The sequence below is a fragment of the Methylocaldum szegediense genome (genome assembly GCF_949769195.1).
Classification (GTDB): domain Bacteria; phylum Pseudomonadota; class Gammaproteobacteria; order Methylococcales; family Methylococcaceae; genus Methylocaldum; species Methylocaldum szegediense.
In genome coordinates, this window is the sequence record NZ_OX458333.1 from 4186513 (window position 1) to 4207063 (window position 20551).

A 20551-nucleotide genomic window follows, 5' to 3' on the forward strand; every position below is an offset into this window, starting at 1 on the left:
TGTGCGGAATGTCTCGGCCGACGGCCGAGCACCGCTCCATTAAGGGATGTCATAAAAAATTTAACGGTTCGACCGACGTCCTTTGATTTCGTGACGCCTTCTCAAATTTGCCTTTTCATTCCCAGCTTCGGCGATGGCGGTGTTGGGCGTACCTTTGTTCATCTCGCTAATGGGTTTTCGGCGCACGGAGTGGCTACGTCTCTGGTCGTCAATCAAGCCAATATCGTTTTTGCGAACCGCTTGGACCCGAGCGTTGAGCGAGTGGTTTTTCACGGCCGGAACGACTTGGCCCTTGAGCAGGAATTACAAAAGTACCTAAGCACCAACAGGCCGTCGGTTGTCATGACCGGCCAAGGTCGCGACGATGTTATCGCGTTGAAGGTCAAGAAAAAGCTGCGCGATTCCGGCATTAAGTTCTTTTTGCGCGTAGGTACCTCACTGGGCGCGCGAACCGAACGCAAGCACCGGTTCTGGTGGTCGCGCTGGCTGTTCCAATACAGGCAACGGCGCCTGTTTTCGCAAAGCGACGGTATCATCGCCAACTCCCATGACGCGGCAGCCGATTTGTCGGCTTTTCTGGACGTTCCGCTGGAGCGCATCCGCGTGCTCCCGAACCCCACGGTGGCGCCCGATCTGCCGGACCTCGCCCATAGGCCGGTGGATCACCCCTGGCTACAGCCGGGTGGGCCACCGGTCGTCATGGGTATGGGGCGCTTGGGGAGGGCTAAAGATTTCCCCACCTTGCTGAGAGCGTTCGCCCGGCTGCGCCGGGAACGGGTTTGCCGCCTGATGATCCTGGGCGAGGGCAGACAGGCGGAAAAACTGAAAAACCTGGCGGTGGAACTTGGGATTCAGAACGATTTCGATCTGCCAGGCTTCGTTGACAACCCTTATGCGTTCCTCGCCAAGGCTTCGCTATTCGTTTTGTCGTCTTTGTGGGAAGGTTGTCCGAACGTGCTCATCGAGGCCCTGGCGGTAGGCACGCCGGCGGTGGCCACCGATTGTCCGAGCGGGCCGAGGGAAATTCTAGCGGGAGGACATTATGGCCGAATCGTCCCGCCGGGCGATGCGGAAGCGCTCGCCGAGGCTATGGCCGCGACTCTGGATAACCCCCCACCGGCCGAGTTCCTACGCGAGGCGGTTCGTACTTACACCATCGAAAACAGCAGCCGAGCCTACCTGGAATTCTTCGGGCTGAGCCACGCATGAGTTCGAGCCGGACCGACCTCGCTCTGTTTCTGGCGACTTCCGGTCATAGCGGGGTTGATCGGATCATGCGCAATCTGGTGCCGGAGTTCGCCCGATTCGGTCTCCGGATGGACCTTTTGAAGGTGAGAGGGCACGGCCCTTACTGGGACGAATTACCGCCCGGTGTTCGAGTCGTCGACCTGGGCGTGTCGCATGTGAACACCGCCTTGCCAGCCTTAGTCCGTTATTTGCGCCGCAATCGACCCAAAGCCTTATTGAGTGACAAGGACAAGGTGAACCGTACGGCTGTGATGGCGCGAGCGCTGGCACGGGTCGATACTCGGGTGGCAGTGCGTATAGGCACGACTGTCTCCAAGAATCTCGAGCGCCGCGGCTGGTGGGCACGAAACGCCCAGATGGCTTCGATCCGCCTGTTCTACCGCCATGCCGACGTAATTCTGACCCCGTCCAAAGGCGCGGCCGAAGATCTGGCCAGGATAGCTGGGCTGCCGGTGGAGGCGGTGACCGTGGTGCCGAGTCCCGTGATCACGGATCGTTTCGAGGCAATGGCCAAAGAAGCGGTCGACCATCCTTGGCTCAAACCGGGCGAGCCGCCAGTCATCCTCGGTGTGGGCGAATTGTGTGCGCGCAAGGATTTTGCCACTCTGTTGAAGGCTTTCGCAGAACTCAGACGTATTCGTCCCTGCCGCCTGATCATCGGTGGCGAGGGCCGGCAGCGTGACAAGCTGCTGCTGCTCGCCCGCGGTCTGGGCGTGTCGGAGGACGTCGACCTCCCAGGATTTCTGTCCAACCCCTATGCTTACATGCGCCGGGCTAACGTCTTCGCCCTTACATCGGTCTGTGAAGGCATGCCGGTGGTACTGATCGAGGCCATGGCCTGTGGGACGCCAGTGGTATCGACCGAATGTCCAAGCGGTCCGAGAGAGGTACTCGGCGGCGGTCGTTTTGGGCCTTTGGTTCCTCTCGGAGATTCATCGGCTCTTGCAAAGAGACTGGCGGAAATGCTGGATAGGCCCACCTCGCCCGAAGTGCTGCGCGAGGCGACAGTGCCTTACACCGTTACCAATAGCGCACGGCAATATTTGAATGCTTTGGGTCTACTGACAGGGGAGAGGTGATGGATCGTGCACAACGTCTCGCGGTACTGATTTCATTTTCCGGTACTGGCGGTGTGGAGCGTATGGTGATGAACCTGCTGCCCGCGTTTTCGCAGGCGGGGGTGGCGGTGGATCTCCTCGCCATCTTGCGCAAACCAGCGCCCGAACTCTTAAGGCTCAACGGTTCGGGATTGCGCGTTCTGGATTTTGGGGTCGGGCACACCGCCTTGGCGGTGCCGGGACTAGCCCGGTATCTGAAGACCGAAAAGCCCGCCGCGCTACTGGCTGCCAAGGACAGAGCTATCCGTGCTGCGGTGCTCGCCAAGCGGCTGAGTCGGGTCGACACGCGTCTGGTAGGTCGATTAGGGACCCATCTCTCGGCGGCCATGGCACACAAACCGGCGTTGATACGCTGGGCCCGCCTGTGGCCGATGCGCGAGATGTATGCGGCAGTAGACCGTATTGTCGCCGTGTCCGAAGGTGTTGCGGAGGATACGCGGCGGATCGCGAGGCTACCGCCGGAAAAGATCGTAGTGATCCGAAACCCGGTGATCACGCCGGACATGCTGGAAAAAAGCCGTATGCCGGTTGATCACCCCTGGTTCGAATCTTCGAACATTCCTGTCATACTGGGCGCTGGCCGCTTGACACGGCAAAAGGACTTTTCGACTTTGATCCGCGCTTTTGCCCGTGTCCGCTCCACGATCGATTCGAGGCTGTTGATCCTGGGAGAGGGCCGGTTGCGTCCCGATCTGGAGAAGCTGGCGGCCCGTCTGGGTATTGCCGATGCGGTTTCTCTGCCCGGCCATGTGGCCAATCCTTATGCCTATATGGCGCGGAGTTCGTTGTTCGTGTTGTCGTCGGCCTGGGAGGGCTCGCCGAATGTGCTGACGGAAGCCTTGGCCTTGGGCACGCCTGTGGTATCCACCGACTGTCCCAGCGGTCCGCGCGAGATTCTTAGGGATGGCCGTTTTGGCCCGCTAGTACCGGTAGGTGACGCCGAGCGATTGGCCGAGGCCATGTTGAACATGCTGCAGTCGCCGCTGGATAGCCGGTTTCTGCGCGAAGCGTCGGCCGAATACACGGTGGAACGCAGCGCAGCGCGTTATCTGGACGTGCTGGGCTTTCGATGAGTGATGAGGACCGAATTTGGTTTGCGTAATTTCGAGCGGTTCGAAGATGGGGTTGCTTGGTAAAGGCCCGCCTGCTGGTAGGGGTGATTTATTGGGTTTGTCGCCAAAGCATCATGCGCTGAGGTTCGTTCTCAGCTGTACGCGGCTGTCGACGCTGGTTATTTGACTCAAGAACAATTCGACTGCTTGAATAAACAAGCTGAAGAGCTTGCCCGTACCATTGGCGGCTTGCGAATTGCCGTCGAGAAATAAGGAGCCAAGGTCAGTACGAGTAACAAATTCGGTAACCAGTCATGAGGACTGAGTATGAGTAGTTAAGTAACAAACTCAATCCTCATCACTCGTTACTCAGTCCTCATCACTAGAAAACAATGCTTCTTTCCCTAAGATACAACTTCTTGTTCGTCCACATCGCCAAAACCGGCGGTACCAGTATCCGCAACGCCCTCTGGCGCCAAAAGTGGACTGATCCGTACCGGATTCCCCAGTTTCTCTGCAGCAAGTTGAGCGCGATGACCGGCCACAAGATCGGAGCCAAATTCCCGCGCCATGCCAAGATCATCGCCGCCAAGGAAATGCTGCCGAGAGAGGTTTTCGAAGGTTTGTTCAAGTTTGCATTCGTGCGCAATCCTTGGGATTTACAGGTGAGTTCCTATCACCATATCCGTCGGGAGCGGCCGCACCTGATTACCCACATCGACAGCTTCGAAGCTTTTCTCCGCTGGAAATTCGACCCAGCCCGCCCGCCGCAGTATCACGCCGATATGTCGACGGAGCTGCAAAGCGACTATGTGATCGACCTGCATGGCAACACCATCGTGGATTTTCTCGGGCGTTACGAGTTTCTGGTCGAGGACTTCGACACGGTTTGCAAGCGCATCGGCATCAAGACCCCGAAGCTGCCCCACAGCCGCAAAGCGACCGACCGTCGGAGAGATTATCGGGAGTACTATACCGATGTGACGGCCCAGCTCGTCGCGGACCATTACCGGCCGGACATCGAGCGGTTCGGCTACCGGTTCGACGAGCCTCTGGTCTCCAATCTGACGGGTTGAGATGTATCCTTCGCTGCACATTCTCGGCAGCCGTCAGTTCGGCGGTGCGGATCAGTTCTATGTGCGCTTGCTGGGCGCGCTGCACGAAGCGGGGCAGAGAGTGGTCGCCGTCAACCGGGCTGGCAGTCCAGTTGCGGAAGCCTTGAAGACCAGTTCCATCGAGCAGGCGCATCTGCCGCTGGCCAATCAGTGGGACCTCTGGTCGATCTGGCGGATTCGAGAGCTGGTGGCCCGATGGCAGCCGTGTATCGTCCAGACCTACATGGGCCGTGCGACACGTCTGACCCGCCTGCCTTCCAAGATGAAAGCCGTGCATATCGCCCGCCTGGGCGGTTACTACAAGATCGACGGCTATTACCGGCATGCCCATGCCTGGGTGGGCAATACGCGAGGCATCTGCGACTATCTGGTCCGATCCGGTCTTCCCGCCGAACGGGTTTTTCATATAGGCAACTTCGTGCCGGAACCTGCCGTTTTCTCGAGACTCGAGCTCCAAGCCCTGCGTGACGAACACGATATCCCGAAGGATGCATTCGTGTTGTTCGCCTTGGGGCGATTGATCGGCAAGAAAGGCTTCGACGATCTGTTACATGCTTTCGCCAAACTCCCCGCCGAATCGAACGGACGTCCACTGATCCTGCTGATCGCGGGCGACGGGCCCGCAGCTGGCTTGTTGAAGACGCTGTCCGAAAGACTGCAGATCAGCCCACGCGTCCGCTGGTTGGGTTGGCAGCGGCCCGATCCGTTCTACGCCGCGGCCGATTTGTTCGTTTGTCCCTCGCGCCACGAACCTTTGGGTAATGTCATCCTAGAGGCTTGGAATTATCGTTTGCCGGTGGTGAGTACGGCTACCGACGGTGCTCTGGAGTTGATCGAGCCGGAGCGAACGGGACTACTCGCGCCTTGCGGCAACCCTGCGGGGCTCGCGGCGCAACTTCGGGCGGTGATCGTGCTTTCCGACACCGAACGAAGCGCGTTGGGCGAGGCCGGGCATGCGTTTCTGCGAAGCCGGTTCAGCCGCGAGGCGGTGGTCGGTACCTACCTGGAACTTTATCGGCGCCTCATGGCAGAGAGAGGCTGCTGAGCAATGCCGGAAACCGAATCTCCGCCGAAAAGCATCCTAATCATACGACTCAGCGCCATCGGCGACGTCATCATGGCATCGGGGCTGATTCCTGCGCTGCGCACCGCTTACCCGGATGCCCGCATCGCCTGGCTGACGGAATCTACTAACGCCGATCTCCTGCGCCATAACCCGCGTCTGGATCGGGTTTATCTATGGCCAAGGGCCCGTTGGCGGCAGTTGCGCCTAGAGCGGCGCTATCGCGAATTTGCCCGGGAAGCTTACGATTCGATCCATGCGCTCCGGGGCGAAGATTTCGATTGGGTGATCGATCTCCAGGGTTTGCTCAAGAGCGGCGTCTGGGCCTGGCTCTCGGGCGGGCGGCGGCGCATCGGACTCGGTTCGCGCGAGGGCAGTCAGTTCCTGATGACGGAAGTGCTCGACCGGCGCGTGAATGATCTTCGCATCGGCAAGGAATACCGTAAGCTCGCCGAGATGTTGACCGGACGTAAGGATATGTTCGCGCTCGACATTGCCATTTCGGAAGACGACCGAATAGAGGCAAGAGGATTGCTGGAATCGCTCGGTGTGGTCGGGAAGTATGCTGTGATTTGCCCATTCACCACCCGACCGCAAAAGCATTGGTTCGACGAGCGCTGGGCGCAGTTGGTCGCCCGGTTGGCTGACAAGAACCGGCTTACCGTCGTCATGTTAGGCGGGCCGGCGGACAAGGCGCGTGCGGAAATCATTGCCGATCAAACGCCGGGACTCATCAATCTGGCTGGCCGAACCAGCCTCGGACAATGCGCGGCGATCATCGAGAAAGCGAAGCTGTTGATCGGCGTCGATACCGGATTGACCCATCTCGGTATCGCTTTGAACGTTCCGACTATAGCCCTCTTTGGTTCCACGCGGCCTTATCTGGACACGGGCCGTGCCAGGGCGAGAGTGCTTTATGGGCCTCTCGAATGTTCACCTTGCCGCCGTCGTCCGACCTGCGGCGGGACCTATGACTGCATGCGTCTTCATACTACGGACGGCGTCTTCGAGGCCGCTAACCAGCTTCTGGAGGGAGACATATGAAAGTGCTGCACGTGGAAATGGGGCGGCATCTCTACGGCGGCGCCCGACAAGTGGCTTACCTTCTCAACGGATTGAGCAGGTTTCCTGGTGAGCATCTGCTAGTGTGCAGCGAAGGTGCCGAGATTATCGAGGCTATCCAAAATCCCGCGGTCGCGATTCGGCCGTTTCATTTCCGGGGCGATGCGGATCTCGGTTTCATCGGCCAGTTGCGGCGGCTGATACGAAGCGAAAAGCCGGACATGCTGCACGTCCACAGCCGCCGTGCCGACCTACTCTCTGCTTTGGCGGGACGGCTGGAAAACATTCCGATGATCCACAGCCGGCGCGTGGACAATCCGCCGCGCTGGGTCGACACCCGTATCAAGTTTCAGCTGTTCGAGACCATCATCGCTATATCGGAAGGTATACGCGCGGTGCTCATCGAGGCGGGCGTGCCGACCAGTCGGGTGGTGTGTGTTCCGAGCGCGGTCGATACCGAACGTTATCGGCCGGGAGGCGACAGGGCTTGGTTTCGTTCGGAGTTCGGTCTCTCGGAGGGCGAAACGGCGATCGGGATGGTCGCCCAGCTGATTTCCCGCAAGGGGCATGAATTGTTGTTCGACGCCTTGCCGGTGGTCCTGTCGCGTCACCCTGAAACGCGTGTTTTGCTGTTCGGCCAGGGACCCATGGAGGCTGAGTTTCGCACATCGGTTCGGGGCCGGGCACTCGAGAACAGTGTGATTTTCGCCGGTTATCGGAATGATATGGCGCGGGTCATACCCTGCCTCGATCTGATGGTCCATCCCGCCTGGATGGAAGGGCTCGGCGTATCGCTGCTGGAGGCGGCGGCTTCCGGGGTTCCGATCGTGGCGACACGGGCCGGCGGTATCCCGGAAATCGTGAAGGACGGCGTCAACGGTCGCCTGATCGAACCCGGCGACGCCGACGGGCTGGCTTCGGCCATCGTCGAACTGCTGGACGATCCGACGCGGCGTCAGGCACTGGGGCAGGCAGCAAGACGCTGGGTTCTCGAACGGTTCTCGGTCGACGCCATGGTGGAGGGCAATTATCGGGTTTATCGGTCCATATCGGGTGTAGAGGATTCTTGCGCGGATGATAAAGTGTGATCCGTTCGGGAGCGCTTAAGAATCAAAGCTTGATGACGGGAATTAGAATGTCTGTCGAGTTTCCCTGGGAAATCCATCTACGTCTTGAGGGAGTCCTCACGAAGCTAGCCAGCCACAGGCTCTAGCGATCCGCTCCGCACGCTTTTCCCAGCTATAGTCCCTAGCTTTTTCCTTGGCGGCTTGCGCGAGACGGCGGGCCAATTGCGGATCGTTCTGAAGCCGCCGAACCGCCGCGATCCATCCTTCGGTGTCCTCTGGTTCCACCAGCAAACCGGTTTTCTCGTGGTCGATGATTTCTCGGATGGCTGGAAGGTTACTCACAACGATCGGACGTCCCGCCGCCATCGCCTCGAATAGCTTAATGGGGCTGATCGAATCGGCATGGGGCAGGTTCCGCTGATAGGGCAGCAGGATCAGGTCCGAGCGTTCCCACCAAAGCGGCACTTCCCGGTGGGGCACGAACGGCACGACTTCCAGTTTGCCCGAGGTTTGAACCGCATCTTCCTGTTCGCCCACCAGGGTGACGTTCGCAATACCCCGTGCGGCGATCTGCTGGAAGACGTCGAGGCCGCGGTCGCGGCTCAGGCGCCCGAGGTACACGATGCGCGGGGCGGAAAGCCGGTCCGGATCGAAGGGCGCAATTGGGGCGAAGGCGGAGAGTTTGGTTCCGCTTGGGCTGACCAGAACGCGCTCGGCGGTGGCTCCGGCCCTGATCAATATCTCCGCTGCGGCATGGCTAATGGGGAAAAGCCATTCGATGATTCCCTGCCGATGGTGTTTCACGATATCCGCCAAATATCCCTTGCCGATCAGTTCACGTTCCGCTTCGTGGATTTCCAGTTGGTGTTGGATTCCGGCGGCGGCCAATGTGGCGCTGATTTGCACGGAGCGAGTGTAAACGCCCGCCGCTTGGCGTAGGCGTCGCCCGTAGAGCGTGACGAACGGCTTCCCGTTCCAGCGTCGGTTCAGCAGCCAACTGGAGCGGATGTCCAGGGACGATTCGATACCAAACTCGCGCAGCCGGGTTGCCAGGTCCAGCGAGTTCGGCCACGGTGGCAAATACAGAGTGGCGTCTAGCCCCACCAGGCGGAACGCCTCCATCATCTGCAGGGTTTGGATCAAGTTAGCGCGGTTTCGCTGCAGTCGGCTTCGGCCGAGATAGACGACCGATGGCCTAATCATAGCTGGCAACCTTAGGATGCCAGGCAAAGCTGTGGGCGATCCCGGCGAGTAAAATCCAATAGGCCCGGCAATCGCCGTGCAGAATGCGGAAGTCGAACAGGCTCCACACAGCGAAGAGCAAGAAGCACCCGGTCAGAAACGCGAAATGATCTTTCGGCAAGACTCCGGTCTTATAGCCGCGCCAAACGTTTTTTATCATCAGAAAAACCGTTGCAAGCAAGACCAGGGCGCCCAAAAGGCCGAAGCGGACCAGTATTTCCAGATACGTGTTATGAAAATGGTCCATCCAGTCCGCTCCTTTCTCCTGCGGATGGATCAGTTCGGGTTGGCCGCTGATTTCAATGAGATGTTCGGTAGAGCCGGGCCCCCAGCCGAACCAGGGCCGCTGCAAGAACTTTTGCAGTCCGAATATCTGAACGTCGTGGCGGAAGCTGATCGAGGTGCGTGGCAATGGCTCGCTTTTTCCCTGCAGGATCGACGAAACGACCCGGTTTTCTTCAGTGAGCCGGGTGCGGATTTCATCCTGATTCAGGGCAAACAGACTCGCCACGAGACCCAAAGCGAGAAGCAGAAAAGGAACCGACTTTCTGAGCGGAAGGTCGGTTTCTCCGCCATTCGAAAAGCATCGAATACCGAACGCAATAGGGAGGGCTATCAGCGTGGCGAGCCAGGCGCCTCGGGATTTGGAGGACAGCAGCATGAAACTGGATAAATACAGGGCGCCGAGCCAGCAGGCTAGGCGCAAAAGATCGTGCGGAGTTCCCGCGCGGCTACTCCAAATGCGAGGCGTAAAGACCAGGAGTCCCAAAATCGCCGAGGCGGAAACGAGACCGGCGAAGATGATTCGGAGTTTGAAGCCGGTTCTTTCAGTGACGGTCATGTGATACAAGTTCGACCAATCGGCCTTCCAAAGCATACCGATAAGGAGTCCCGCGGCAGCCAGGATCAGCGTCCGATGGATACGCCGCAAGTCGCCGCGCAGCCACCAGGCGAGCGGCAGAAAGGCGAACAGTTTGAGCCAGTTCGAGGCATCCCGGGCCTGGAGTTTGTGCGTGTCGGGAAATTCATCGATCGCAACGTAAACCCCGATGGCCGTGTAGATCGCGAAAGCGGCGAAAAGCCGGAACATGGGGTCGCGGCGGAACATTTTCCATGCCGACGGTGCCAACAGAAATGCCAGCGAAAACAGGGCTAATGCGATATTCGCTCCGGCTACACTCAGCCAGGCAAAGAAGGCGAAAGCCAATGTGGCCGTGACACCGGTATAATCGGTGTATTTGTGGATCGGGGGGGCGATGACTCCGGCGATCATAGAATGTTTTCTATCCTTGTGAAAATACCGCGATTCTAGCAAAGTCGAACGAGGCGCTTGAGAAATCAGGGCGGCCCTATACTTTTCCACGCTGTACGAATTCATGAGCGAAAAACACTCCGACCGAAAGCCGCTTACCGACGGAATGATCATCTACCGGCGGCTGCTCAAATACGCTTTACCCTACTGGAAGATGTTTCTGGCTTCGATCGTGGCCATGATCGGCTACGCTTCGTTAGGGCCGGCTTTCGCTAAGCTGATTCAGCCGCTCATCGACGGCAGTTTCATAGAAAATGATCCCGAGATTCTGCGCCAAGCGCCTTTCGTCTTGCTGGGTCTGTCGATCGCACGCGGCATTGCCGGGTTTGCCGGAGACTATTGTTCCGGGTGGGTCGGGCGACGGGTGATCGCCGATCTTCGCCGGGATTTGTTCGATCAACTCCTCAATCTTCCCTGTACCTATTACGATCACGCGTCCTCGGGGCAGTTACTTGCCAAGCTCCTGTACAACACCGAGCAGGTGGCTAATTCCCTGACCAAAGGCGTGGTCGCGGTATTCAAGGACGGCTTGACCATCGTCGGACTGACCTTGCTGATGGTTTACGAAAATGTCTTGTTGTCCCTGGTCTTCATGGTGGTCGGCCCGGTGCTCGGTATCAGCATTCGCGTCGTCAGCAAGCGTTTTCGAAAGATCAGTATGCGTATTCAGGAGTCCATGGGGAATGTCGGCCATGTCGCACAGGAGGTGATCGATGCCCAGCGCATTGTCAAGGTGTTCAACGGAAAGAGTTACGAGGGCCAGAAATTCGCGAAGGAAAACGAGCGTAACCAGCGGCGGCAGATGAAGCTGATCGCCACGGACGCGATGAGTAGCTCGATCATTCAGCTCATCTATGTCAGCGGATTCGCGGCGATTCTGTACGTGGTGTCCCTGGATTCGGTGCGTCACACCATCACGCCCGGTAGTCTGATCGCCTTCATCGCAGCGATGGCCATGATGCTGAGTCCAATCAAGCGCGTGACCCAGGTGCTCAATATCATGCAGAAAGGCATTGCCGCCGGGGACAGCATCTTCGAATTGCTGGACAAGGAACGCGAGCACGACAGCGGAACGCAGGAACTCGAAGCGGTAAAGGGGCAGATCGAATACAAGGGCGTCAGCCTCTCCTATCGAGAGGGAGGAGAGTACGCGCTAAGGAATATCGATCTGACGATAAAGCCTGGCGAAACCATCGCCTTGGTAGGGCAATCGGGCAGCGGGAAGACCTCGCTGATACGCTTGTTGCCCAGGCTTTACGAACCGACCCAGGGCGAAATCCGCATCGACGGGCGGGACATCCGGGAGTTTACATTGAGCAGCCTGCGCCGGCACATCGCATACGTGGGGCAGGAAGTCACCTTGTTCAATGACAGCATCGCCAACAATATCGCCTATGGCTGTCGGGAATCGGTGAGCTTCGAGGACGTTCGGCAGGCAGCCAAGACTGCCCATGCGCTGGAATTCATCGAAGGGTTGCCGCAAGGCTTCGAAACAGTCGTCGGCCAGCACGGCGTCGTGCTTTCGGGCGGGCAGCGGCAACGCATCGCGATCGCCCGCGCCGTGCTCAAGAACGCGCCTATCCTAATACTCGACGAAGCGACATCAGCGCTGGACGCAGAATCGGAGCGTCATGTCCAGGAGGCTTTGGAGGTCTTGATGAAAGGCAGAACTACCCTGGTCATCGCGCATCGCTTGTCCACCATTCAGAACGCGGACCGCATCTACGTTATGCGCGACGGCCGCATCATCGAAAGCGGCACTCACGAACAATTGTTGCGTGAGCAGTCCTATTACGCGGAGCTTCACCGTTTGCAGTTCGAGCACAAGATGCCCAGGCCGATTCCTCAAGTTCACGCGATGTCTTAGTAGGTTTGGAATGCCTTGAAGCGCTTCGACGAGATGCTTCCATTGGCAAAGGATCATCGACCTAGGCTAAGAATCGGTTTTGTCGAAAAATGCGGGGGGTTTCGGGGATTTCTGGCGCAAATGGTTGACTAAAGTCAGGAGAGTATTGCGGTTTTATTCGTTTCGGCCTATGGTGTGTCGGCTCGCATGTGACCGCGGTGGGACAGTTCGACTCCAAGCGCGGCTGCGGGTTGGCACGAACTAACTATAAGAAGAGGAGGAGAAGGATCATGATGCAATTGTTGGTCGGTCTGACGATTATTTTCGTCGTCTATGTGATCTACGAGGTATTCAAGACGGTATCCCGGTCGGAAAGCGCGCCATCCCCCGAAGCAGTGCCGGAACCGAAAGCCGAAGAAGCTGCCGGTGAGCCTGCGGCCGCCAAAGCGGCTGAACCCGTCGCGAAAGAGGCTGCGCATGCCGAACGAGGTGCACAGTTGCGAAATCCGGTTACCGGCGAAGTTTCCCCTGCGCCGACGAATTATCGCTTCGCGAAGAAGTGGGTCAAAGAAGCCTTGGTGGCGGAAGGACTGTTGGACCGTGTTTATAAGCCCACTGAGCTGAACGACGCGGTTGCCGCGAAGACCAAAGAGGCTTTAGATAAGCTCAAGACTCTGGAGAAATACCGGGCTTGAAGGTGCGTCTACAGGAGGAATCCCTCAGACGTTCGGCTCAGGGCGACGGCTGATTCGCTTCGTTGTGTATCTCGGCCGTCCATCCTCGCCGGTTCTCAATCCAGCCCAAGCTTTTTCAGCTTGTAGCGCAGCGCACGGAAGGTTATCCCCAGCTGTTTTGCCGCTGCCGTCCGGTTCCATCGGGTTTTTTCCAGCGCTTTAATGATCGCCTGCTTCTCAATCTCGTCCATATAACTTTCCAGCGACAGTCCTCGCTCTACCGCGGGAGTCTCGTCCGGTATGGTCGGCAAGGCGGGCTCGGATAGCGTCGGAAGATTTAGGTCCTCGGCCAGGATACGATGTCCGTCGCAGAGCGCGACCGCGCGCTCGAGAATGTTTTCGAGCTCCCGCACATTGCCCGGAAATGGATAACTCATCAGTGCGTTCATGGCTTCGGGGCTCAGCGTCACCTTGGCATCGCTGCCCGGGGCGAGTCTCGCCAGGATGTGATCGACCAGGGACGGGATATCGCTGCGGCGCTCACGCAAAGGCGGAACGCGTATCTCGATCACGTTAATGCGGTAAAAAAGATCCTGCCGGAAATCGCCGGTTTGGACCATCTCGGCAAGATTTTTGTGGGTAGCGCTGACGATCCGTACGTCCACCGGAATTTCGCGGGGTTCGCCCAGTGGCCGAATCGATTTTTCCTGAATGGCGCGCAACAGTTTCACCTGCAACGACAGTGGCAGGTCGGCGACTTCGTCCAGGAACAGCGTTCCGCCGTGGGCTGCCTGAAACAGCCCCTGTTTGTCCGCGACCGCTCCAGTGAAACTGCCTTTTCTGTGGCCGAAAAATTCGCTTTCCATCAAATCATGCGGGATCGCGCCGCAGTTCACGGCAACGAAGGGTTTTTCCGAGCGCGGGCTCATGTTGTGGATAAGCCTCGCGACCAGTTCCTTGCCGGTACCCGACTCACCGCTGATGAAGATTGGAGCTTGATTGCGTGACAGCTTGGTGATCTTGGAACGAATCTCCCTCATCGCCGGAGAATCGCCGAGCAAGATGTGGCGGGAGCGTCGGTCCCGCCCTTCTTGCTGAACGAGTTTGAGGGCGGTGGTGACGAGATTCCTGAGCACGTGCAGGTCCAAGGGTTTGGAGACGAAGTCGAAGGCGCCGCTTTTCAAGGCCCGAATGGCGGATTCCATATTGCCGTGGGCAGTGATGACCGCGACCGGTAGTTTCGGATGGTTGAGCTGGATGTACTCCACCAAATCCAAACCATCGCCGTCCGGCAGCTTCATGTCGGTCAGGCACAGATCGAAATGGCGGTTTTGTAGGTACTCTCTGGCTTGGCGCAGCTCGCAGGCGGTTACCACGTCGATATCCATGCGCCGGAGCGTGATTTCCAGTAGTTCGCAGATGGCAGGCTCGTCATCGACGACTAGGACGGACGGTTTGTTCATAATTCGATTGTGGTTTTTTCGGCATCGGCGAGACGGAGTCGGAAGCAACCGCCGCCGGTCACGGGCTCGTATTCCAGTTTAGCTTGGTTGAGCTCGGCCAATTCGCGCGCGATGTAAAGTCCGAGTCCGGTGCCGCTGGACGAGGTCGTGAAAAAAGGCTCGAACATTTGCTGAACGGTTTGGCTGTCGATAGGGGCTGCGTGATCGATGACCTCGACGCAGGGTTCCTGCCGTTGACGTCTTACCCGTACCCGGATCGCACCGCGCTGCGGCTGGCCGTATTTCAGTGCATTCGAGAAAAGGTTTTCGAGAATCTGCTTGAGATGGCTGGGATCGACCAGCACCAGCGCATGATTGATTCTGACATCGAGCTGGAAGGCATTTTCATGCACAGCCTGCGCCGTCCTATAGTCGCTCAGACATTTCTTGACGCTGGCTGCCAAAGAAAGGACTTCCCGTTTCGATTGGCTTCGTCTCGAGATTTGAAGCACGTTTTCGATGATGACGTTGACCCGTGCGGTATGGTCGAGGATGATCTGTGTCAGACGGCGGTCCTGCGTTTCCAGCGAAGAGCTCTCCGCCAGAAGTTGAGCAGCGTGGCTGATCGCTGTCAGGGGGTTACGAATCTCATGGGCGATGCTGGCTGTGAGCCGGCCGAGCGAGGCCAGTTTGCTTTGCTGAACCCGCTGATTGTACAAGGCGTTGTCTTCCAGGAATCCCATATAAAGCGGCGGATGAGTACGACCTAGGCGCGTGAAGCGCACTTGCACAGGTTGTCCGGCGCGGGAGCCGAGATTCACCGTGGCGGGGCTCGGATCGTCCAGCCACGCCCAAAACAGTTCCGCTAATTCCGGACAGGCGGTTTCCAACGATCGAGCGGTCGAGGGGATGCCGAGGAGGCGAGCCGCGGATTCGTTCATCATCCGTATGCGCTGCTGCTCATCGATGACGAGGATGCCCGACTGCAGGTGGTGGATGATGAATTCGTTGAGCTGCCGAAGATTGGCGAGATCGGCGCTACGTTGCGCGGCGATGGCTTCGCTTTGTTCGGCGCGTCCGGCCAGCACGAGGGCGAGGATCGCGATGCCGAAGAAGGAGGCGCCGAGCATGCCAGCGTAAGTGTAAGCGGGTTCGAACGCTCCGAACAGGTCGGCGTAGATTTCCTCACCCAATACCGCGACGCTTGCGAGCGCCGCCAGCAGCAAGGCGCAGCGACCACCGGTCAAGATGCCGCCTGCCGCCACCGACAGGGCCAACAATACGCCTGTGCCGGATTCGGCGCCGCCGGATGCGTACATGACGATAGGGATCGTGACGATGTCCGTGAGTACGTGCAGCTGTGCCTGAAGCGAAAAAGCCGGACGGCGCAGTAGGAGGGGAATGGCCGAAAGAAAGATGGAGCTGAGATAAAGGCTGCTGACGGCCGCGTAGAGGCCAGGGTTATGTTTGCCTAGCGACGACGGCAGCGCCCCGAGAAAAAACAAGAAAACGAGGACGCTGCCCAACGTCAGACGATAGAGGAGATAAACCGTCAGCGCCTGCCAGGCTTGATGTTCAGGGATGCGGTAATGTTTGGAGAACGGACAGGGCGATATCGGCGGGTTGTCGAACTTCATTGTCCGTCACGGGCATTCTTGAAATGCGGAGGGACCTCATTCCGGTCAGCTCAGTGGGTGCAGACAAGCCGTGCATGCGAACGCACAAACGATCGACGCGCTCGTATCGGTCGAAGCGAAGGCTCATTCGAATTCAGAGGCGGTGCGTCCCGTCCTAGCATGGCTTAAGTGCGGTTTCGGAGCGGGTCTATTAGAATAGCCGCAACTATTAAGCGTAGCATCGATTTGAAGATTGATGTCCGGCGCGAGTGCTAGACGGAGTACCCGATGAACCTACATGAATATCAGGCGAAACAGTTGTTCTCGTCATGCGGTTTGCCCGTGCCCCGTGGCACGCCGGCCTTTTCCGAGCGGGAAGCTGCCGAAGCGGCGACGGCCCTGGGCGGCGGACGATGGGTGGTAAAGGCCCAGGTCCACGCCGGCGGACGAGGCAAGGCGGGTGGCGTCAAGCTGGTTGACAGCGTCGATGCGGTCGCGGCCGCCGCTGGGCAGCTGCTCGGTTCCCGTCTAGTGACGGCGCAGACGGGCGCCGCTGGGTTGCCGGTCAATGCTGTGCTGGTCGAGGAGGTCCGCCCGATCGCGCAGGAGCTTTACCTGAGCGTGTTGGTGGACAGGTCTAGCGCCCGAGTGCTGTTCTTGGCGTCCAGCGCCGGCGGAATGGACATCGAGGAGGTGGCCGCACAGCATCCGGAAAAGATCCTGAGTCTTAGCGTCGATCCCACGATAGGTCTGCAAGCCTACCAATGCCGGGAAATCGGATTTTCCCTCGGGCTCAAGGGCGAGCAGGTCGGCACCTTGACCAAGATCATGACCGGCATGTACCGGCTGTTCATGGACAAGGATCTGAGCCAGATCGAGATCAATCCGCTGGTAGTGACGGAAGACGGCGCCTTGCTGGTGCTGGACGCCAAGATCAATGTCGACGACAACGCTCTGTTTGCCCATCCCGATTTGGCGGAACTTCGTGATCCATCCCAGGAAGACCCCAAGGAGTCCGTAGCGCGGCAGCACGGGCTTAGCTATGTCACGCTGGACGGCAATATCGGCTGTATGGTGAACGGTGCCGGGCTCGCCATGGCGACCATGGACGTCATCAAGTTGTACGGGGGCGAGCCGGCCAACTTCCTGGACGTGGGCGGCGGAACCACAGCGGAGAAAGTCGCCGAGGCATTCAAACTGATTTTGTCCGACGCCAAGGTGAAAGCCGTTCTGGTGAACATCTTCGGCGGTATCGTGCGCTGCAATCTGATCGCCGAAGGCATTATCTCGGCGGTGAAAGAAGTACACGTTCAGGTGCCGGTGGTCGTTCGACTCGAAGGAACCAACGCCGAGGAAGGCCGGCGCTTGCTCGATCAGTCCGGCTTGGCGCTGATTACCGCGTCGGATTTGGACGAAGCGGCGAAAAAAGCTGTGGAGGCTGCGCGATGAGCATACTCGTCGACAAGAATACCAAAGTCATTTGTCAGGGTTTCACTGGCAAACAGGCTACTTTTCACTCTCAGCAGTGCCTGGAATACGGCACCCAACTGGTCGGCGGCGTGACGCCGGGACGAGGCGGGCAAACCCATCTTAATCTGCCGGTTTTCGACACGGTTAAGCAGGCGGTGCGCGAAACGGGTGCCACGGCCAGCATGATATACGTGCCGCCGCCGTTCGCGGCGGATGCCATTCTGGAAGCGGCCGATGCGGGGATCAAAGTGATCGTCTGTATCACCGAGGGTATTCCCGTTCTGCACATGCTGCGGGTGAAAGCGGCCCTGGCTCATTACGATACCGCCCTCATCGGTCCTAACTGTCCCGGCGTGATCACGGCCGGCGAATGCAAGATCGGCATCATGCCTGGCTTCATTCATCAGAAAGGCTCGGTGGGCATCGTTTCCCGCTCCGGTACACTGACTTACGAAGCCGTGCATCAGACGACCAAGGTCGGGCTTGGTCAGAGTACCTGTGTCGGCATCGGCGGCGATCCCATCAAAGGCCTCGATTTCATCGATGTGCTCGCGATGTTTCAGAATGATGACGAGACCAAGGGCATCATTCTCGTCGGTGAAATCGGCGGCAGTGCGGAGGAAGAAGCGGCCGAGTACATCAAGGCGCACGTGACGAAGCCGGTAGTTGGTTACATTGCCGGTCTGACCGCGCCGCCCGGAAAACGCATGGGGCATGCGGGTGCCATCATCACTGGCGGCAAAGGTACGGGGAAGAGCAAGGTGGCGGCGCTCAAAGCAGCGGGCGTGGAGGTCGTCGATACGCCTACGGCGATGGGACAGCGTATGAGTGCGTTGCTGGGGAGGCCCTGAAAGGCTTCTCCGCCTATAGGGCGTCCAACAACGTGCAGGCTGAGTTTGAGGAACGAGACTTGGTATTGCCGCGGGTTTGTCGGGATTCTTTCGCCATCCGAGCCTGCGTTCGCCGCTGAGTCGGTGAAGGGACTTAATCTCCCCGCATTCTGCGCGGATCCGGCGCGATGGTTTCCATCCTGAATGTGTATATGCCCTGTTTGCGATCGGCGAAAAAGAGGCGCAGCGACCGGTAAACCGTCTCGAAAGAGATTTCGTTCCAGGGGATTTCGTCTTCCCGGAACAGACGTGCTTCCAGGGTTTCCGAACCAGCGGAATAACGTTCTTCCAGCATGTGGGCACGAAAGAACACGTATACCTGCGAAATATGCGGCAAGCTGAAGATGGTATAGACCGACTCGATCTCCACCTCGATATTGGCTTCCTCGCGGGCTTCGCGACGCGCCGCGTCGGGTAGAGTCTCGCCGAGTTCCATGAAGCCCGCCGGCAGGGTCCAATAGCCAAGACGCGGTTCGATAGCGCGCTTGCATAAGAGTATTCGATCCTGCCAGACAGGAATGCATCCTGCGATCAGCTTGGGGTTCTGGTAATGGATGGTTCCGCAGGAATCGCAGATGTAACGCGGGCGGTCGTCACCTTCGGGTATGCCCCTCCGGAGCGAAGTTCCGCAATGTGTGCAATAGTTCATCAAGTGTTTTGTCCATCAAGCTTGGGCGGTCGTTTCGCCGTAAATGTCGGAATCTTCCCGCCCGCTGTTGTCCCTTGATTAGGTGATCATGCTTGAGATCAATCGATCCTCGAGTTCGATGCGTGTCGCCAATTCCTCGCCGAGCTTGGACAAGTCATTTTCGAGATGGGTTTTCAATTCGTCTTCGGCGAGCGTTTCGTACTTGTCGTTGAAGTTTACTGCCGCATCAGTGGTTTCGGCGATTCTAGGGTAAATGCTTTCTGCCACTTCAAGTACCTTCCGTCGTCGTTCAGCGCCGTCGATAATGCGTTGGTAAATTCCAAAATGCCCGAGCGATATGTAATCGATAAGTAATTGACAGAATTCCTGGATTTTCGGGCGAAGGGGCTGTTCTCCCGTAAACGGTTTCATTCCAGCAATCGCGCAGTACAAAGCCCAAACCTGCCGCCTCTCCTCCAGAAGCTCTTTGATCATTCGGTTTGTATTTTGTCTGCGCTCGTTGATGGTCGCATTCATTGTGAATGTTCCTGAGTTTTTCTTGCAGAAAGGCGGGCATACATTATGCCATCTTGTGGAGAGGAACAATCCTTTGCAGCGAAACGAAATTCTTGGGCGGTACGATGTCGAGTAGCCAGGAACGGAATGGTGTGATGATGTGGCCGGTGCTGATCTCGAGGCCTTTCGTGTTCAGGGTTGGGTTGAGCGGTTTACGCCGGCGAGGAGCTGTGAGAATTCTTCAATCGACTGCGGGCGCTGCGCCGGGTCTAGGATCATGGCCAGATCGATGGCTTGTAGCAGGTCTTGTGGATAGCGGCGCTTAAAAGCCTTAACCGCCGGAATAAGGGTGTCGCGTTCAGCGCGAATCGGAGCGGCAGGGGGCGGGACGCCGTCTAGGCACATGCGCATGGTCGCGCCGATAGCGTAAATATCGCTCCACGGGCCCAAGGCGCCGTCGTCCTGATATTGTTCGATCGGAGAAAAGCCGTTCGTCAGGACTTTGCTGATTCGAGTATGTTCCTCGTATGGGTAAGGCTGCGAGGCTCCGAAATCCAGCAGCAGAGGATCGCCGCCGGATCGGATCAAGATGTTTTGCGGTTTGATATCGAGGTGCAGCAGCCCGTTTTGGTGGATCATCTTCAGGCCGTCGAGCAGCGCCGGAAATACCGTGCGCAGAAACTGATCGCTCACACCGCCTTTCTTTTCCTTAACCAGATAATCGCCGAGGATTTTGCCGTATTCGAAAGTCATCACCAGGTAAACTGTCGAATTGGCCTGAAAGAAATTCAGGACCTCGACGATGTTACGGTGCTTGAGCTTGGTTAGAACTTTCGCTTCTTCCAGAAACAAACGACGGCCGCGTAGGAACATCGGGCGCGTTTGCTCGCTGTTCGGAACGACATGGTTTTCGGGCGTGCGGTGCGCCAGGCGGCGTGGAAGGTATTCTTTGATCGCTACTTGGTGCTGATCGGCCAACTGGCGCGCCAGGTAGACGGAACTGAACCCGCCGCCGGCCAACGGACGCTCGATCATGTACTGATCGACGATCGTTCCCGATTTCAAGAAGTACAGTTCTTTCGGAGGCTTGTCCGAAGAGTCCGGCCAGAGTTTCCGCATGGAAGGATTCGGCTTAATATTCCAGGTTCTTATTGTTCGTGCGGAGCCGGATTCTTTCTCTCGTCCTCATT

The 20551-nt window shown here is 58.1% G+C and carries 19 protein-coding genes; 12 read left to right on the top strand and 7 right to left on the bottom strand.

Going from position 1 to position 20551, the window contains the following annotated elements; all coding sequences use genetic code 11:
• Positions 1–90 precede the first annotated feature (90 nt).
• The 8 genes from QEN43_RS18210 (at position 91) to QEN43_RS18245 (ending at position 7746) form a co-directional block, all read left to right on the top strand.
• On the top strand, positions 91–1209 hold the full coding sequence (locus tag QEN43_RS18210; protein ID WP_026609710.1) for a glycosyltransferase: 1119 nt from the start codon (positions 91–93) through the stop codon (positions 1207–1209).
• Complete coding sequence (locus QEN43_RS18215) at positions 1206–2327, top strand: glycosyltransferase (RefSeq protein ID WP_036268031.1); 1122 nt, start codon at positions 1206–1208, stop codon at positions 2325–2327. The genes QEN43_RS18210 and QEN43_RS18215 overlap by 4 nt, the downstream gene beginning before the upstream one ends.
• Positions 2327–3439 carry a glycosyltransferase gene (locus tag QEN43_RS18220; RefSeq protein WP_026609711.1) on the top strand — a complete coding sequence of 371 codons (1113 nt, stop codon included), beginning with the start codon at positions 2327–2329 and terminating at the stop codon, positions 3437–3439. The genes QEN43_RS18215 and QEN43_RS18220 overlap by 1 nt, the downstream gene beginning before the upstream one ends.
• Positions 3440–3529: 90 nt before the next feature.
• A complete protein-coding gene (locus QEN43_RS18225; protein WP_084161766.1) occupies positions 3530–3691 on the top strand; it encodes a four helix bundle protein in 162 nt (53 codons plus the stop codon).
• A gap of 119 nt (positions 3692–3810) precedes the next feature.
• Complete coding sequence (locus tag QEN43_RS18230; protein WP_026609712.1) at positions 3811–4494, top strand: sulfotransferase family 2 domain-containing protein; 684 nt, start codon at positions 3811–3813, stop codon at positions 4492–4494.
• A 1-nt stretch (position 4495) separates the two neighbouring features.
• The gene (locus QEN43_RS18235; RefSeq protein WP_026609713.1) at positions 4496–5578 is read left to right on the top strand and encodes a glycosyltransferase; all 1083 of its coding nucleotides are present in this window, start codon (positions 4496–4498) and stop codon (positions 5576–5578) included.
• A 3-nt stretch (positions 5579–5581) separates the two neighbouring features.
• Positions 5582–6640 carry a glycosyltransferase family 9 protein gene (locus QEN43_RS18240; RefSeq protein ID WP_026609714.1) on the top strand — a complete coding sequence of 353 codons (1059 nt, stop codon included), beginning with the start codon at positions 5582–5584 and terminating at the stop codon, positions 6638–6640.
• Entirely contained in the window at positions 6637–7746 is a 1110-nt protein-coding gene (locus QEN43_RS18245) for a glycosyltransferase (RefSeq protein ID WP_026609715.1), read from the top strand. The genes QEN43_RS18240 and QEN43_RS18245 overlap by 4 nt, the downstream gene beginning before the upstream one ends.
• A 96-nt stretch (positions 7747–7842) precedes the next feature.
• On the opposite strand, the gene QEN43_RS18250 is transcribed toward QEN43_RS18245, so the two are convergent.
• Positions 7843–8928 (bottom strand): glycosyltransferase family 4 protein, encoded by a 1086-nt coding sequence (locus QEN43_RS18250; protein ID WP_026609716.1) that lies wholly within the window; start codon positions 8926–8928, stop codon positions 7843–7845.
• A complete protein-coding gene (locus QEN43_RS18255; RefSeq protein ID WP_162144278.1) occupies positions 8921–10240 on the bottom strand; it encodes an O-antigen ligase family protein in 1320 nt (439 codons plus the stop codon). Before QEN43_RS18255 ends, QEN43_RS18250 begins: the two co-directional genes overlap by 8 nt.
• Positions 10241–10343: 103 nt before the next feature.
• Between QEN43_RS18255 and msbA the strand changes: the two genes are divergently transcribed.
• Positions 10344–12146, top strand: coding sequence for a lipid A export permease/ATP-binding protein MsbA (gene msbA, locus QEN43_RS18260; RefSeq protein WP_317963468.1), 1803 nt, complete (start codon positions 10344–10346; stop codon positions 12144–12146).
• Between the two features lie 269 nt (positions 12147–12415).
• Positions 12416–12820, top strand: a complete 405-nt coding sequence (locus tag QEN43_RS18265; RefSeq protein WP_026609718.1) for a hypothetical protein — start codon at positions 12416–12418, stop codon at positions 12818–12820.
• Between the two features lie 95 nt (positions 12821–12915).
• Here QEN43_RS18265 and QEN43_RS18270 read toward each other — a convergent pair whose 3' ends face one another.
• Together QEN43_RS18270 and QEN43_RS18275 are read right to left on the bottom strand one after the other, a co-directional pair.
• Complete coding sequence (locus QEN43_RS18270) at positions 12916–14262, bottom strand: sigma-54-dependent transcriptional regulator (protein ID WP_317963469.1); 1347 nt, start codon at positions 14260–14262, stop codon at positions 12916–12918.
• Entirely contained in the window at positions 14259–15878 is a 1620-nt protein-coding gene (locus tag QEN43_RS18275; protein WP_317963470.1) for a sensor histidine kinase, read from the bottom strand. The genes QEN43_RS18270 and QEN43_RS18275 overlap by 4 nt, the downstream gene beginning before the upstream one ends.
• Positions 15879–16145: 267 nt before the next feature.
• Here QEN43_RS18275 and sucC point away from each other — a divergent pair, with 267 nt between their 5' ends.
• Both sucC and sucD read left to right on the top strand, forming a co-directional pair.
• Positions 16146–17306, top strand: a complete 1161-nt coding sequence (gene sucC, locus QEN43_RS18280; protein ID WP_026609721.1) for an ADP-forming succinate--CoA ligase subunit beta — start codon at positions 16146–16148, stop codon at positions 17304–17306.
• A complete protein-coding gene (sucD, locus tag QEN43_RS18285) occupies positions 17303–18178 on the top strand; it encodes a succinate--CoA ligase subunit alpha (RefSeq protein ID WP_026609722.1) in 876 nt (291 codons plus the stop codon). Before sucC ends, sucD begins: the two co-directional genes overlap by 4 nt.
• 133 nt (positions 18179–18311) lie before the next feature.
• Here the strand turns inward: sucD and QEN43_RS18290 are convergent, their stop codons facing one another.
• From QEN43_RS18290 to QEN43_RS18300, 3 genes are all read right to left on the bottom strand, one after another.
• Positions 18312–18866 carry an NUDIX hydrolase gene (locus QEN43_RS18290; RefSeq protein ID WP_026609723.1) on the bottom strand — a complete coding sequence of 185 codons (555 nt, stop codon included), beginning with the start codon at positions 18864–18866 and terminating at the stop codon, positions 18312–18314.
• Positions 18867–18944: 78 nt separating this feature from the next.
• Positions 18945–19382 carry a sigma D regulator gene (locus QEN43_RS18295; RefSeq protein ID WP_026609724.1) on the bottom strand — a complete coding sequence of 146 codons (438 nt, stop codon included), beginning with the start codon at positions 19380–19382 and terminating at the stop codon, positions 18945–18947.
• Between the two features lie 171 nt (positions 19383–19553).
• Positions 19554–20480 (bottom strand): serine/threonine protein kinase, encoded by a 927-nt coding sequence (locus tag QEN43_RS18300; protein WP_317963471.1) that lies wholly within the window; start codon positions 20478–20480, stop codon positions 19554–19556.
• Positions 20481–20551 lie beyond the last annotated feature (71 nt).

Excerpts from the sequence above, each read along its gene's own strand:
- QEN43_RS18215 (WP_036268031.1), top strand. The coding sequence starts at position 1,206 with ATGAGTTCGAGCCGGACCGACCTCGCTCTGTTTCTGGCGACTTCCGGT.
- QEN43_RS18220 (WP_026609711.1), top strand. The coding sequence starts at position 2,327 with ATGGATCGTGCACAACGTCTCGCGGTACTGATTTCATTTTCCGGTACT.
- QEN43_RS18230 (WP_026609712.1), top strand. The coding sequence starts at position 3,811 with ATGCTTCTTTCCCTAAGATACAACTTCTTGTTCGTCCACATCGCCAAA.
- QEN43_RS18235 (WP_026609713.1), top strand. The coding sequence starts at position 4,496 with ATGTATCCTTCGCTGCACATTCTCGGCAGCCGTCAGTTCGGCGGTGCG.
- QEN43_RS18240 (WP_026609714.1), top strand. The coding sequence starts at position 5,582 with ATGCCGGAAACCGAATCTCCGCCGAAAAGCATCCTAATCATACGACTC.
- QEN43_RS18245 (WP_026609715.1), top strand. The coding sequence starts at position 6,637 with ATGAAAGTGCTGCACGTGGAAATGGGGCGGCATCTCTACGGCGGCGCC.
- QEN43_RS18250 (WP_026609716.1), bottom strand. The coding sequence starts at position 8,928 with ATGATTAGGCCATCGGTCGTCTATCTCGGCCGAAGCCGACTGCAGCGA.
- QEN43_RS18255 (WP_162144278.1), bottom strand. The coding sequence starts at position 10,240 with ATGATCGCCGGAGTCATCGCCCCCCCGATCCACAAATACACCGATTAT.
- msbA (WP_317963468.1), top strand. The coding sequence starts at position 10,344 with ATGAGCGAAAAACACTCCGACCGAAAGCCGCTTACCGACGGAATGATC.
- QEN43_RS18265 (WP_026609718.1), top strand. The coding sequence starts at position 12,416 with ATGATGCAATTGTTGGTCGGTCTGACGATTATTTTCGTCGTCTATGTG.
- QEN43_RS18270 (WP_317963469.1), bottom strand. The coding sequence starts at position 14,262 with ATGAACAAACCGTCCGTCCTAGTCGTCGATGACGAGCCTGCCATCTGC.
- QEN43_RS18275 (WP_317963470.1), bottom strand. The coding sequence starts at position 15,878 with ATGAAGTTCGACAACCCGCCGATATCGCCCTGTCCGTTCTCCAAACAT.
- sucC (WP_026609721.1), top strand. The coding sequence starts at position 16,146 with ATGAACCTACATGAATATCAGGCGAAACAGTTGTTCTCGTCATGCGGT.
- sucD (WP_026609722.1), top strand. The coding sequence starts at position 17,303 with ATGAGCATACTCGTCGACAAGAATACCAAAGTCATTTGTCAGGGTTTC.
- QEN43_RS18290 (WP_026609723.1), bottom strand. The coding sequence starts at position 18,866 with ATGAACTATTGCACACATTGCGGAACTTCGCTCCGGAGGGGCATACCC.
- QEN43_RS18295 (WP_026609724.1), bottom strand. The coding sequence starts at position 19,382 with ATGAATGCGACCATCAACGAGCGCAGACAAAATACAAACCGAATGATC.
- QEN43_RS18300 (WP_317963471.1), bottom strand. The coding sequence starts at position 20,480 with ATGCGGAAACTCTGGCCGGACTCTTCGGACAAGCCTCCGAAAGAACTG.